The 14,301-nt window shown below is 41.3% G+C and carries 13 protein-coding genes and 1 pseudogene; 9 read left to right on the top strand and 5 right to left on the bottom strand.

The genetic code is table 11. From position 1 onward, the window contains the following. The first annotated feature begins 145 nt into the window (after positions 1–145). Both sat and AC805_RS05955 read left to right on the top strand, forming a co-directional pair. On the top strand, positions 146–1,348 hold the full coding sequence (gene sat / locus AC805_RS05960; RefSeq protein WP_055074567.1) for a sulfate adenylyltransferase: 1,203 nt from the start codon (positions 146–148) through the stop codon (positions 1,346–1,348). 180 nt (positions 1,349–1,528) lie between these two features. Next, positions 1,529–1,810, top strand: coding sequence for an antibiotic biosynthesis monooxygenase (locus AC805_RS05955; protein ID WP_055074566.1), 282 nt, complete (start codon positions 1,529–1,531; stop codon positions 1,808–1,810). A 66-nt stretch (positions 1,811–1,876) separates the two neighbouring features. Here the strand turns inward: AC805_RS05955 and AC805_RS05950 are convergent, their stop codons facing one another. Further along, on the bottom strand, positions 1,877–2,089 hold the full coding sequence (locus AC805_RS05950; RefSeq protein ID WP_055074568.1) for a DUF6737 family protein: 213 nt from the start codon (positions 2,087–2,089) through the stop codon (positions 1,877–1,879). Positions 2,090–2,193: 104 nt separating this feature from the next. After that, entirely contained in the window at positions 2,194–3,936 is a 1,743-nt protein-coding gene (argS, locus tag AC805_RS05945) for an arginine--tRNA ligase (protein ID WP_055074565.1), read from the bottom strand. A 477-nt stretch (positions 3,937–4,413) separates the two neighbouring features. Here argS and AC805_RS05940 point away from each other — a divergent pair, with 477 nt between their 5' ends. After that, entirely contained in the window at positions 4,414–4,956 is a 543-nt protein-coding gene (locus AC805_RS05940; RefSeq protein ID WP_055074564.1) for a hypothetical protein, read from the top strand. Between the two features lie 181 nt (positions 4,957–5,137). On the opposite strand, the gene AC805_RS05935 is transcribed toward AC805_RS05940, so the two are convergent. Continuing rightward, complete coding sequence (locus AC805_RS05935; protein WP_055074563.1) at positions 5,138–6,373, bottom strand: tetratricopeptide repeat protein; 1,236 nt, start codon at positions 6,371–6,373, stop codon at positions 5,138–5,140. A gap of 486 nt (positions 6,374–6,859) precedes the next feature. Here AC805_RS05935 and AC805_RS05930 point away from each other — a divergent pair, with 486 nt between their 5' ends. The 5 genes and pseudogenes from AC805_RS05930 to AC805_RS25450 form a co-directional block, all read left to right on the top strand. After that, entirely contained in the window at positions 6,860–7,048 is a 189-nt protein-coding gene (locus AC805_RS05930; protein ID WP_055074562.1) for a hypothetical protein, read from the top strand. A gap of 217 nt (positions 7,049–7,265) precedes the next feature. After that, a complete protein-coding gene (locus AC805_RS05925) occupies positions 7,266–8,129 on the top strand; it encodes an NAD(P)-dependent oxidoreductase (RefSeq protein WP_055074561.1) in 864 nt (287 codons plus the stop codon). A 61-nt stretch (positions 8,130–8,190) separates the two neighbouring features. Further along, positions 8,191–8,406, top strand: a complete 216-nt coding sequence (locus AC805_RS05920; RefSeq protein ID WP_055074560.1) for a hypothetical protein — start codon at positions 8,191–8,193, stop codon at positions 8,404–8,406. A 414-nt stretch (positions 8,407–8,820) separates the two neighbouring features. After that, positions 8,821–10,767 carry an ATP-binding protein gene (locus tag AC805_RS05915; protein WP_055074559.1) on the top strand — a complete coding sequence of 649 codons (1,947 nt, stop codon included), beginning with the start codon at positions 8,821–8,823 and terminating at the stop codon, positions 10,765–10,767. A 302-nt stretch (positions 10,768–11,069) separates the two neighbouring features. Next, a pseudogene (locus AC805_RS25450) lies at positions 11,070–11,420 on the top strand (transposase); the annotation flags it as partial. Positions 11,421–11,710: 290 nt separating this feature from the next. Here the strand turns inward: AC805_RS25450 and AC805_RS05905 are convergent. After that, entirely contained in the window at positions 11,711–12,697 is a 987-nt protein-coding gene (locus tag AC805_RS05905; RefSeq protein ID WP_055074557.1) for a sensor domain-containing diguanylate cyclase, read from the bottom strand. 411 nt (positions 12,698–13,108) lie between these two features. Between AC805_RS05905 and AC805_RS25445 the strand changes: the two genes are divergently transcribed. Then, positions 13,109–13,264, top strand: a complete 156-nt coding sequence (locus AC805_RS25445; RefSeq protein ID WP_156341321.1) for a hypothetical protein — start codon at positions 13,109–13,111, stop codon at positions 13,262–13,264. A gap of 85 nt (positions 13,265–13,349) precedes the next feature. On the opposite strand, the gene AC805_RS05900 is transcribed toward AC805_RS25445, so the two are convergent. Beyond that, on the bottom strand, positions 13,350–14,150 hold the full coding sequence (locus AC805_RS05900) for a Uma2 family endonuclease (RefSeq protein WP_055074556.1): 801 nt from the start codon (positions 14,148–14,150) through the stop codon (positions 13,350–13,352). Positions 14,151–14,301: the final 151 nt, after the last annotated feature.

The following is a 14,301-nucleotide window of genomic DNA, read 5'->3' as shown; positions in this document are numbered from 1 at the left end:
TTTTAATTATGTCCAGCTACTTAGATTCGCTAGATCAATTCCTGCAAGCCAGTAGTTTCTAAAGATTACTCCTCAACTTGCTTCCCATTCACAAACACAAACTCAGTAATTTAAACCTTTTACCAGCACATTATCAGCAAAAGTCATGGCTCGACAACTCAAAAACATTGCACCGCATGGTGGTCAGTTAATTAATCGCCTCGCCTCAGAAGCCCAAAAAGAAGTTTTTTATAGCAAAGCTGACCACTTGCCATGCGTGCAACTGACTGAGCGATCGCTGTCCGACCTTGAGCTAATTGCGATCGGCGGCTTTAGCCCCCTCACTGGCTTCTTGGGGAAGGCTGACTATGAATCCGTCGTCTTAAATATGCGCTTGGCGAATGGATTACCTTGGTCGATTCCGATTACCTTGCCTGTTACTAGTGAATTAGCCGATAGCCTCAATATTGGTAGTCTAGTTCGCCTCAACGATCCGAATGGCGTATTTATAGGCGTATTAGAACTAAGCGAAAAATATAAGTACGACAAACTGAAAGAAGCCCTCCATGTCTATCGTACTAATGAAGATCGGCACCCAGGGGTTAAGGTCGTCTATGGTCAAGGTGATGTATATCTAGCAGGTGATGTATGGCTGTTAGAGCGTCGTCCGCACCCACTTTTTCCTACCTATCAAATCGATCCTGTCGATTCTCGCGAATTATTTATTCAAAAAGGTTGGCGAACAATTGTTGGCTTCCAAACCCGCAACCCAATCCACCGTGCCCATGAATATATTCAGAAATGTGCTTTGGAAATAGTCGATGGGTTGTTCCTCCATCCTCTGGTTGGTGCGACTAAGAGCGATGACGTGCCTGCGGATGTGCGGATGCGTTGCTACGAAATCATGCTAGAGCATTATTTCCCCCTAGATCGCGTCACCTTAGCGATTAATCCCGCTGCCATGCGCTATGCAGGGCCTCGCGAAGCAATTTTCCATGCTTTAATTCGCAAAAACTATGGTTGCACCCATTTCATCGTCGGACGCGATCATGCTGGAGTCGGTGACTATTACGGAACCTACGATGCTCAACATATTTTCTATGAGTTTGAGGATGGCGAACTGGGAATTATTCCTTTAATGTTTGAACATGCTTTTTATTGCAAACGCACCCAAGGTATGGCGACAACAAAGACTAGTGCTAGTCTCCCCGAAGAAAGGGTACATCTATCGGGTACCAAGGTTCGCGAGATGCTTCGCCGTGGGGAATGTCCACCTCCTGAGTTCTCTCGTCCTGAAGTGGCTGCCGAGCTAGCCAAAACCATGCATAAAATGGCGATCGAGGAAGCTGCTACGGGCTTTGAAATATAAACATTAAAGAAGAGCCGCAAAGCGGCTCTTCTTTAATGTTTATATTTCAATTTACGAAAGTGTGACAACACTTTTGTGAATTAAAAACTAAACCTAGCAAGAGTTCTCAAGTTAAGAAATGGCGTAGCCATTTCTTAACTTGAAATCAAGTCTTTAGTCTCAATTACTTAATTCTCAATCATGCAATACGTTTTGATTATCCATGAAGTCGCCGACTATCCAGCTTGGAAGCAGGTTTTTGACGATGCGGCGGATATTCGTAAAGAAGCGGGCGAACGCTCCTATCAGGTTCTCAAATATGAAAAGGAGCCTAATAAAATTGTCCATTTCTCAGCATGGACGGCGATCGCTGATGCGAAAAAGTTTTTTGAGTCGCCTCAACTAATTAAAATCAGAGCCGAAGCAGGGGTCAAATCTCCAGACTTTATCTACCTAGAGCAGCTCGAGTCGGGGATTCTCTGATTTTCTAATTTCAAGCTTTTTAGGAGTTGTTTTAAACGCGAGAAAATCACAGGTTTAACAAGCTTCTCACTCGAATTCTTGCATGGCTAACTTAGGAAATAGAATTACAAAAAACCACATCCATGCCGTTATGGGGATCGCTACCAAAACCGACAGCCAAATTATTTTAAATAATAACCAACTGGCGCTAATAATCGAGAATCCAGTCAGAATAATTGACCAAGGTTGACACCACCAAGGTTTATGATTCCAAACACTATCGGGTTTTTCTAAGGTCATTTTTTGATTTTCCATTGATTAATACCAATTCACGAAAGTGTGACAACACTTTCGTGAATTAACACCAAGTTAAGAGGTCGTGCGAAGCACGACCTCTTTATATTTTACATGCGTTCTAAAACGCGGATACCGAGAAGACTTAAACCCAGCTTAAGAGTTTTGGCGGTGATATCGCAGAGACTCAGGCGCGAGATTCTTTCTGACTCTTCAGCTTGCAATACGGGACATTGCTCGAAGAATTGATTGAACTTTTGACTGAGTTCAAATAGATATTGACAAAGACGATTGGGGAAAAGCTCTTCGGCAACAGCATCGATCGCTTCCGCAAATTGCAATAGGTGCTTGGCTAAGACAATCTCAGGATCTTGGGTGAGATGGATCGCCGCATCTAAACTGGCAAAATCGATCTCGCCTTTACGCCCGATTCCCTGTACCCGCACATAGGCATAGAGCATATAGGGCGCTGTGTTGCCCTGTAGGGCTAACATCTTATCGAAACTAAAAATATAGTTGCTGGTGCGATTTTGGGAAAGGTCGGCGTACTTCACCGCCCCAAGTCCGACAGCTTCAGCAACATCTTGTTTGAATTCATCAGATGCATCGGGATTGCGGGTTTCGATATCGGTACGCGCACGCACAACTGCCTCTTCGAGGAGACTCTTGAGGGCGATCGTATCGCCCGATCGCGTTTTAAATTTCTTGCCATCTTCACCCATCACTAACCCAAAGGGAACATGGGTAGTCTGCACGGTTTCAGGAATCCAATTTGCACGCTTCGCAACTTGAAAAACTTGGGCAAAATGTCCCGCTTGCCCAATATCAGTTACGTAAATAATCCTTGTGGCTTTGTCTTCGTTAATGCGATAGCGTAGGGCGGCGAGGTCAGTGGTCGCGTAGTTATAGCCACCATCGGTCTTCTGAATAATTAGAGGTAAGGGCTGACCGTCTTTATTACTAAATCCTTCTAGAAAGACACATAAAGCGCCTTGATCTTCTTGGAGCAATCCAGTTTCGCGGAGGTCAGTAACGACATCGGCTAAGAATGCATTATAAAAAGATTCGCCACGTTCCTCTAATTGAATATTGAGGGTGTCATAGATCTTTTGGAACTCGCGGCGTGACTGTTCGCAGAGCAGTTGCCATGCTAGTTTAGCTTCAGCCCCTCCCGCTTGCAACTCCACCACCGCCGCGCGGGAAGTTTCTTTAAATTCTGCATCTTCATCAAAGCGTTTTTTGGCGGCGCGATAGAGTTCTACTAAGTCACCGATCGCAATCGCATCGGCTTTAGTCAGCGCATCGGGATAGACTTCGCGCAGGTAGGTAATCAACATTCCAAATTGCGTTCCCCAGTCGCCAACATGGTTGAGGCGCAGGACTTCATGTCCTTGAAATTCTAAAATTCTGGCAATACTGTCGCCGATAATCGTCGATCGCAAATGTCCAACATGCATCTCCTTCGCAATATTTGGGCTGGAAAAATCGACGATTACGCGATCGGGTTTATCGACCTTGGCGATCGCGAGGCGATCGCTTTTTTGCATTTTTGCTAATTGGGTTTCTATGTAACTAAGTTTCAGCTTTAAGTTAATAAATCCCGCTCCTGCGATCGTCGGAGGCTCAAATATATCGTCAACCTGTAAATTTGCAATTATCTGCGCTGCTACATCTTGGGGCTTTTGTTTGAGCTTTTTGGTTAAACCTAGGGCGGCATTGCATTGATAATCGCCAAATTTCGCATCCTTGGATGGGGCGACAGCAGGATCGTAGTTGTCGTATGCCGTACCAAAGGCTGCGGCGATCGCCTGAGAGCAACGGATCTTTAAATCGGATAAAACGGAGGTAGTCATGGGTTAGTTGTCGCTTTTTTGCCTAGGAAGATCAATATAGCGTTTTTTAAGATCTCTGGACTGAAAACCCATTTTAGAGTGGCGGCGCTTTGCGCCGCTACTCTTAAAATGGGTTTTAGATTTTAATTATGCCTAGCTACTTGTTACAGCGCATTGCGCTCAAACCCAAACCAAGGTAATTTTTGAAAGCGTTGCATCGCAACGCTTTCAAAAATTTCTTTGTGGTTCGTTTGATCGATAATTGCTGTAATTAAAGTACCTGTGGCTTCGACTTCGCTCAGCCAACGTTAGCTGAGCGAAGTCGAAACTAACATTGGCTGAGCGGGTCATTTTTTATCCGCAAGAGGCTTACTTGACTATAGTTATACATACCCCATTAAATCTCGAAGGAGAGGGGAACTCTAAAAGCAATTTTGACTTCTAAGTTTTCAAGATTCAAAATGCATAGACTGGATTACTATAGCGGTAAAAAATCCCATGAAAAACTTTAGGTTTAAGGCTTTCAGTCAAATTTTTAAGCAAGTATGTTTGGGCATTGGGGGCGCGGCGATCGCGCAATTATCTCTATTGGCAAATCCTAGTTTTGCCGCACCAAACTATATTACTCTCAAGGTTTATCCTGCGGATTTAAGAGAACCATCACCAATTTGTCCATCCGAAGTTACTTTAATTCAAGCATCGCGTCCCTATTATGAAGGTGGCTACACTCTAGATGGTTCCGCTTCCCTTAGCTGGCTCGCTCAACCATTCACATTGGAAAAAAGCGATGAATTCAGCGCGACATGGGTTGCAAAACTCCAAAACAAATATCGCAATTGCAAGGCAACAGCAGGGATCACTAGAGTCAATAACGAACCTTTTGAAGGTAATTCCTATTTGAGAATGCGTTTTGTCAATAATAAGGTCTATCTCATTCTGGATATGACGGGGAAGACTGATGTTAATGGATTTACGCCTGTGATTGTGAAAAAAGATGTCAAAGATGGCAATCCCATTTGGTCTTGGGCAGGTACGGATTAACTTCCATGTCATCTATAGCTAGGAAATCAAACCCAATAGAGAATTGTGGCGCTTCGCGCCGCAACTCTCTATTGGGTTTGATTTTTGCCATAACATTACTGACTTCAGATCTCCAATCTTTTCCGAAAGGCTGGCAATGCTTCTGGTCTTTCACCTCTTTAGAGGCTAACGAATTTAGAGGCTAACGAAGTAATTCTTGAAAACGCGCTTCACTACGAATATTGTCAAAATCTTTATCATTGTTTGCCAATTGACGATAATACTCTGGAGAAATCTGAATTGCTTTTTGAAGATTCAATATTGCAAGTTCCAAGTCGTTCTGCAACGAGTAACAACAAGCCTTGTTATAGTAAGCATCAGCATTATTTGGATTGAGGCGGATAACTTCGCTGAAGTCGGCGATCGCTCCTTGTTTATCTCCTAAATCATACCTCGCATACCCACGCTCGTAATAAGCATAATCATCATCTGGATTGAGGCGGATGGTGGCGCTGTAGTCAGCACTCGCTCCTTGTTTATCTCCCAGATCATACTTCGCTAACCCGCGATTGTAATAAGCATAAGCATCATTTGGATTAAAACGGATGGCGGAACTGTAGTCGGTGATCGCTCCTTGTTTATCTCCCAAATCATATTTCGCAATTCCACGATTGGTGTAAGCATCAGCATATTTAGGTTCGAGGCGAATAGCTGAACTATAGTCAGCGATCGCTCCTAGTTTGTCTTCCAAATCATACTTTGCTAACCCGCGATCGTAGTAAGCATCTACATACTTAGGATTGAGACTAATAGCCGAACTATAATCGGCGATCGCTCCTTGTATATCTCCTAAATCATACTTTGCTAACCCTCGATCATAGTAAGCATCAACATACTTAGGATTGAGGCGAATAGCTGAACTATAGTCAGCGATCGCTCCTTGTATATCTCCTAAATCAGCCTTCGCATACCCGCGATAGAAGTAAGCCAGAGATTCACTAGGATTAATTCTGATGGCTTCGTTGTAGTCAGCGATCGCTTCTTGTTTTTTGCCTAAATCAGATTTCGCATACCCGCGTTGGATATAAGTATCAGCATCATTAGGATTAATTCTGATGGCTTCGTCGTAGTCAGCGATCGCTTCTTGCATCTCTCCTAAATCAGACTTCGCTAACCCACGATTATAATAAGCAGGAGCATAGTTAGGATTGAGGCGGATGGCGGCGCTGTAGTCGGCGATCGCTCCTAGATAATCTTTCTTTGCATACTTGGCGTACCCCTGTATGAGCAAAGCTTCAGCATTATTAGATTGTGAAATAGGATTAGAAAGACGGGGAGTGACATAATGTGCAGGTTCAGAATTCTGACCGAAGGATGCGGAGCTAAGCAACAAACTTGCAGACAGAAGACTTAAGACATAATGATTAATCAGTACCATTTGATTTATATCCTTAAACCCTAGGTAATATCTTATAGCAATTAAGGTTTGCTTAGGATCTAAAGTCCCAAAGATGATTAGCACTTCGCGCTGACATTCATCTTTGGAATTATGATTAGCGGCTTGTGGTTTTCATTTTACCGTAGGCAAAATGAAAAATCGAAACCCTTGTTAGGATTGTTTTTGTTTTCAAAATGAGTACGCACTCATTTGAAGATTGCAATAGTATTAAGTAGCTAGGCATAATTAAAAACCTATCTTGAGTAGTCTATTCCATCATGAAATGTAAATCCGTCAAACCTTTTATAGGAGAAGATTTCAAGCGATTTCAAAATCCTTAACCTACTTTTCGTTCCAATGTTACTCACCTCCCGAAGACAGTAAAATCATCGATACATTTGGCATTAACTAAAAGTGCTAAAATAGCACTTTTAGTTCTAGATACAGACCTTCAGGTATAGGTTTTAGATATCAGTACGGAATTCTATGTCAACAACTCAGATCCGCTCAAAACATCTGCAAAAAAGTTTAGCGATCCCTTCTGCTGGTGGAGCGGTTTTGCAGGGGTCGGTGAGCCATAACACAGACAGAAATTTAGAAAAATTCGATAATGTCTGTGTTGTAATTTTTGATATCGATTACAGTACTCGATTGTTCCATATTGAGATTCAGTAGCTACTTCTTTAATGTCAGTCGAAAATCAAGTTTCCCAAAACTCCTAGTGTGAGCATCCCTAGCCAGTCGGTTAAGGCTGCTTTTTGCTATTTTAGATTTGCGAAAAGGGCTATTGAGATCCGATAGAATAGAAATCTTCAACAACCGCAAAAAAACTCTTGTCTAAACCGAGGGGAGTTTTTCTGTATCATTCTACTAATCTATTTAGGAAAAGGTAATGAATCGAATTGCTATTTTAGGAATTGGAGCGATGGGATCTCGCATGGTAAAGAAGTTGTTGGAGGCAAAATATGAGGTTGTTGTATATAGTCGCTCGGCAGATAAGGCAAAACCTTTAATCGAACTGGGCGCAACCTATGCGCCAACACCGAGAGAAGCGTCTGAACGGGCAAATGTAATCATTAGTATGGTTACTGATGACGAAGCATCACGAGAAATCTGGCTTAACCAAGATACGGGAGCTTTACTAGGACTCAAACCCGACGCGATCGCCATTGAATCGAGTACCTTAACTGTGGCATGGACATTAGAACTAGCTAAAGAGATCGAGAGATGCGGTGCCGCATTTCTCGACGCTCCCGTAGTTGGCTCCCGCATACAGGTAGAAACTGGCAAACTCATTTATTTAGTAGGAGGCAAAGCCGAATACTTAAGCCGAGTGCGAGATATTTTACTTAGCATCAGTTCAACTGTTCACCATGTTGGTGGGATCGGTCAGGGCATGACCGTGAAACTAGCGGTTAATGCTCTCCTTGGCATTCAAGTTGCTGCTTTAGCTGAAGTAATCGGGATGTTGACTAAGAACGGTATGACAGGACAAGAGGCAATGTTCTGTCTCAGTGAATTACCTGTAATAAGTCCTGCGGCTAGAACGGCTGGGGGGCTGATGGTTGAAAACAATCATGCCGTGAATTTTGCTTTGGAATTAATGGAGAAAGATTTGCGCTACTTTACGGAAACCGCAATGGCAGTGAATGCCGTAACCCCGATCGCAAATACCATGCACGATCTTTATCAAGAAGCGATCTCGCGGGGATACGGAAAGGATAACTTTACGGGGATTCTGCGGATGTTTATCTGATTAACGGGATTAGAACAAGCCAACTTAGTTATTGTTAAGTTAAGAAACATGAGAAAAGTATATGGGAACTAATCAATTAGATCTAACCAATGAGCGTGAAATAGAAGTCAATAAAATTATCTCGTCAATGCTGGATCGTGACGACTATGAAGATGACTTTATTAAATGGATTAGCACTCAAAAAGATGCAAAATTGATTGAAGATTATTTTGTAGGTATTTGTGGAGTAATCGCTATAACTCCTGAGGATGAGTTACCTAAACGTAGCGATAATTAAGCACAAAAAAGAAAGCTCTCTCTTATAGATAAAATTTTAGGCAAAGACACATCGCTCCCACTCATTATCAAACGACAATGGCGATTCGCCAAATCTACATCTGGATGAGCGTCTAGCTGCCTCATCAATAGCTGTCATCTGGTAAACGACAGCATATTTAAACCCAAAGTTGATCGTTATCGCCCCGCCAATTGCCGAGTCATTTAATACATGAAAAAACAACTCACAAGAACTTATTAGAGATGAGATTGCGGACTTGTGTCCCTTAAGTGCACGAATCGTTGTCGTACCCCATAAAAGTATGTAATATAATGTAAAGAATTAAACTGTTTTTGTATTTTTCTACTTAATCTCACGAACTTTCAGCTTCATAACCTACCAAATTTAAACTCAGGTAAATTGACTTAACAGACAATGTCAAAAATCCAAGATCTTACTGATATCAAATGGACACAGGATACTATATGTCTTTATGAACGTGCCATAAATGCGACTAATTGTGGCGTTGTCATCTGTGATGCGTCCCTACCAGATACTCCGATTATTTACTGCAATCCCGCCTTTGAGAAAATCACTGGTTACCTTCAAGTGGAGACTATTGGTTATAACTGTCGTTTTTTACAAGGTATAGATACTGATTCAGCCGCATTAAATTATTTACGGGCTTCCATTCTTAACGAGAGGGAATGTCAAGTTATCCTAAAAAATTATCGCAAGGATGGTACTACTTTTTGGAATGAACTTTATGTTTCTCCGTTGCGCGATGAAGAGGGTTTAGTTACTCACTTTATTGGTATCCAAACAGATATTTCCTCTCGCATAATGGCAGATGAAATTATCCATCAAAAAGTAGAACATGAAAAGTTGATCAATGCCATTTCTAACAAGATTCGCCGATCATTAGAACTATCAGAGATTCTCAATAATACAGTTCAGGAAGTTCGTCAGTTTCTACAAACAGATCGGGTGGCAATCTATAAATTTGCTGCAGATATGAGCGGTATGATTGTTTCTGAATCTGTATTACCTGGCTGGACAGTTTCATTCCAAGCCAATGTAGAAGATACTTGTTTTCAGGGTGGAGCAAAGATAGACTATGTAAAGGGGAAGAAGCGGGCGATTAATGATATTTATAACGCTGGATTGAGTGAATGTCATATCAAACTCTTGGAACAATTTGAAGTTAAAGCCAATTTAGTTGTACCAATTATTACCAAAAACCACCCTTCTGAAGGTAATGTATTTGACCACTTCAATCAACATGAAGAACTGGGGTCTCGTCTATGGGGATTGTTAATTGCTCACCAATGTTCTGGCACTCGTAACTGGCTAGAATCTGAATTAAATTTACTCGATAAACTAAGCGGACAAATTGCGATCGCGATTTACCAGTCCGATTTATATCAGCGTGTACAAATCGAACTGCAAGAGAGACGTCAAACCGAAATTGCTTTGCGTAAATCAGAAGCTAAAACTAGTGAACAAGCAGAAAAACTTGCCCAAGCTCTAGAAAAACTGAAGCAAACTCAGTTGCAATTGATTCAAACTGAGAAAATGTCTAGCCTTGGACAATTAGTGGCAGGGATTGCCCATGAAATTAATAATCCAGTGAGTTTTATTCATGGCAATATCAGCTATGCCCAAGAATATATTCAACATTTGCTGCATTTGCTAGGGCTTTATCAAAAGCATTATCCACAGCCTGTTGCTTCCATCCAATCCGAATTAGAAGAAATAGATTTAAATTATGTAATTGCCGACCTTGATAAAGTTTTAAGTTCTATAGTAGTGGGTACCGATCGGATTCGGAAAATCATCCTATCATTGCGGAACTTTGCACGATTAGATGAAGCCGAAGTTAAACAAGTAGATATTCATGAAGGCATTGATAGCACTTTGCTAATTTTGCAACATCGTATTAGATCTGTAGGGAAGAACTCACTAGATATTGAAGTAATCAAAGAACAAGGTAACTTGCCCTTGATAGAGTGTTATCCTAGCCAACTCAATCAGGTATTTATGAACCTTCTTAGTAACGCCATTGATGCTCTTGAAGAATTTACACTGAGAAATTTGTCTAAGGTTGATCTAACTTATGTACCTACGATTTTAATCCACACTAGCATAACTGCGAATAATACGGTACGAGTGCAGATCACTGATAACGCTGGTGGTATTCCAGAATCAGTACAATCACGAATATTCGATCCATTTTTTACAACTAAACCCATTGGTAAAGGTATAGGATTAGGACTATCGATTAGCTATCAAATTGTTGTTAAAAGACATAACGGTACAATTAACTGTATTTCTAAACTGGGGGAGGGCACGACATTTTCAATAGAGATTCCCATAAAGTAAAATTTCCTTACGCTGGTTTCTTTTCGCCTTCACTCATATACAGTGCCTCTACCTAGTCCACCGAGTTGTGGGTGAAATTAAAAGCTTAGTTTGAACTAGATACATCTGCTGTATTGATGGTGGAATCCTTGTATATTTCTGCTACCCAGCACCTAGAAGAGCCGATCGCTGAATATAATATCTCCAACAAGTATCAAACGACAGTGACATTGGCGAGCGGTGACAGCGATCGATGGCGTTGTTGCATAAAAAGGGGATTAGAAGGTAAACTGTGTATTAAGTCGGAGAAAAGCCTCAAAGAGATGCCACAGAAATATGAGATCCGCAACTGGTCAGAGTATAACGCAGGGCTAAAACAAAGAGGAAGCCTGACCTTTTGGATGAGCGAAGAAGTAATCAAAGGATGGTTAAATTAAACATTAAGTGGCAAACGGGGCGCTTCAAATGATTACAGCGATATAGCGATCGCGCCATTTATTACAGTAAAAGCAGTATATCGGCAAGCAGGAAGACAAACACAAGGATTGTTAGAGTCACTATTTGCCTTGATGGGGATAGATTTACCAGTGCCAAACCACTGCACCGTATCAAGACGGACAGCCAGATTAAGTGTGACCTTACCAGTAATCCTCAAACAGGGAGCAGTGCATGTATAGCCGCCGCCAACTGTATCAGGACTAAGACCCCAAAGAGAGTTGCCACGCTCCGCGCGGCAACTCTCTTTGGGGTCTTGATTTTGTCCTAAAATGTGCGGCTCTCAATCGCATGATTCAACTTGCTAAACCTGTCTCCTGTTCTGTTGTTCGTTAATTGTCTATCCTAAGATCCCTCATCTTTTGGCTTCTTTTTATTCGTGCAACAAAGCCTATTAGGTATCTTGATTATCTCTCTGTATACATCCCAGACTTTACATATCTCACTTTACACCCTCCTCTTCTTGTTCTTAGGAAGGATTATAAACGTTTTTTTTCTTTTTCTGCTTTTGCTCGTACATTAACCGATCTCCCTCAGCTAAAAGATCGTTAATCGATTGATGTCGGATAGAATCGAACGCAACGATACCAACACTACAAATAATTTGGTAACCACGATTGGATTTTTGATTAAACTCTTCTAGCGATCGCTCCAGTCGCTCCAAAACTAGTTGCGTTTCCTCTCGATCGACATTAGACAATAAGGCAACAAATTCATCCCCTCCCAATCTGCCCACTACATCCGACTCCCGAAAGGATTCTTTTAAAATCATACTAAAATCGATTAAAGCTCGATCTCCCTCTGCATGTCCATAGCGATCGTTGATTTCTTTAAATAAATCCAGATCAAGAAAGAATAGAGAAGCAGGCTTATTTTCCCGTTTGCATAATTTGAGAGAATATTGAGATAGCGCGACAAAACCTCGCCGATTGGATATTTGGGTTAGCTCGTCAATGGTTGCCAATTGCAATGCCGCCAATTCTTGTACAGCCATCTGTCCGAGATCCCGCAACAAATTTCGATCCTCTTCGTTAAGTATGCGCGGACATCGATCAATCAAGCAGAGTGTACCTAACTTTATGCCCTTAGATATAATCAATGGAACTCCTGCATAAAAGCGAATTTTCGGCTCATCAATTACATAGGGATTATCGTAAAATCTATCGTCTAGCAAAGCATCTGCAACTATAAAAATTTCATCCCCTAAAATAGCGTGACCACAAAAGGATATATCGCGAAATTGAGGCATTTGGGAAGGTTCTATACCTTGAGCCGATTTAAACCATTGGCACTTAAGATCGACCAAACTTATCAAGACAATAGGTACACCAAATAATCGCTTTGCTATTCTAGTAATTCGATCGAAACGTTCTTCTGGCTCGGTATCAAGAATATTTAGCGATCGCAATATTTCTATGCGGACATCTTCATTTTCTGGGTATTCAGGTACTTTCATAGATAAATGCTAAAAAATAATAATACGTAAAACAAGATCTTTATGGATGCATGATATCAAAACCAATTCTACTAAGTAGTTCGGCATAATTAAACCCCAAAGCCAGAGGGCGTACTACGCGCTACGCGGGCGGTATGCTCCTCTGGGTTTTAAGTTTACTTATGCTTAGCTACTTACAGCAATTATCGATCAAACGAACCACAAGAAGATTTTTGAAAGCTTTGCGAAGCAAAGCTTTCAAAAATCTTCTTGGTTTGGGTTTGAGCGCAAAGCGCTGTAAAAGGACTGTTGTCTAAAAAGAGTTAAAAAAGGGCTGTAAGTTTTAATCAGGCAATTGTAGTCTAATATTAAGAATCTAGAATAGCGTAATGCCCGTGTTGTGGGCATTACGCTATTCTAGATTCTTAAATTATGCTGAACTACTTGGACATGGAAAGTAACACAATTACACCTAGCCAGAAAGTGACTACTGACAGCACTGCAATAAAAGTATGGGGTGAAGAAGTCCATACATTACAGATGAGAAGGATAGTTCCTTATGGTTCTGCCGATCCTTCTGGTAGGTAATTTTGAGTAAGCCTAGTAGCCAAATTGAGAGATGCACAAGGTGCGTCTCTCAATTTTTGTCTGAACTTTAGGACGATCGCCAATATCAAATTTCATCGGGATTTATTCCAAGTGACTTTAAATAAGCTACTAATTTTTCCTTGTGTTGGCGTTCTTGTAGCATTTGTTGGCGTTCTTGTTCAGCGATCATCTCAGCATTTACAGCACGTTCTTCAGCATTCTCAGCACGTTCTTCAGCAGTCGGATATCGCACGCTATTGCGATCATACCAATAAACCCACTCTCGCTCCCAATTACCACGATTACTAAGTTCACAGCCAATACCTAGATCGATTTCTGGCATCCATACCATTTTTCCACCTTCCTGCAAAAGTGAAACCGATGGAATAAGTTCGTACTTGCCATTTATTAACTTGTAGACTTCTAAAGATTGATGTTTTTTGTAAATCCCTCTTCTTCCACTCAAGGCATTGTAGACAACATAGTAGAGAATTCCTAAATCTTGATATTGCAAGAGTTTGCGATCATATTCGCCATTATACTTTTTAGAGATGACTTCGAGCGCAAGAATTGGTAGTACTTTTTCCTGCCATAGCACATAACTTAATCTTCCACCTTCATTAGTCAGTCTCTCTACGCCAAGAGCTAAAAAAGCATCGGGAACAATTGCTTTAGATTTTTCAGGTTCCTCAATATTTGGCTCGTAATAGAAACACATATCTACACCCCAAAACCAATCTTGGCGATCACCCCAAATTAATCGCAGCAAATTTAGGAGAACATTAGGAATATCATTTTGGAGTTCATTATCCACAGGCGTTTCGTCGGAATCTGGTAGGTCTTCCGCAGTGGGTAGATGGCGGTGTTCGTAAGGTATTGTAATCATAACTTTTTGGTATGTTATGTTAGCTTTATTCTGCCATAAGTATAGCAAAACATAAAAAGTGAATGAATGCGATCGCATTCATTCACTTTTACCCAGTCATATAGCTGCCGCCAACTGTATCAGGACATAAAACCCCAAAGAGAGTTGCCGC

Source organism: Pseudanabaena sp. 'Roaring Creek' (assembly GCF_001402795.1).
GTDB lineage: Bacteria > Cyanobacteriota > Cyanobacteriia > Pseudanabaenales > Pseudanabaenaceae > Pseudanabaena.
This window is presented reverse-complemented; position numbering and strand designations above follow the sequence as displayed.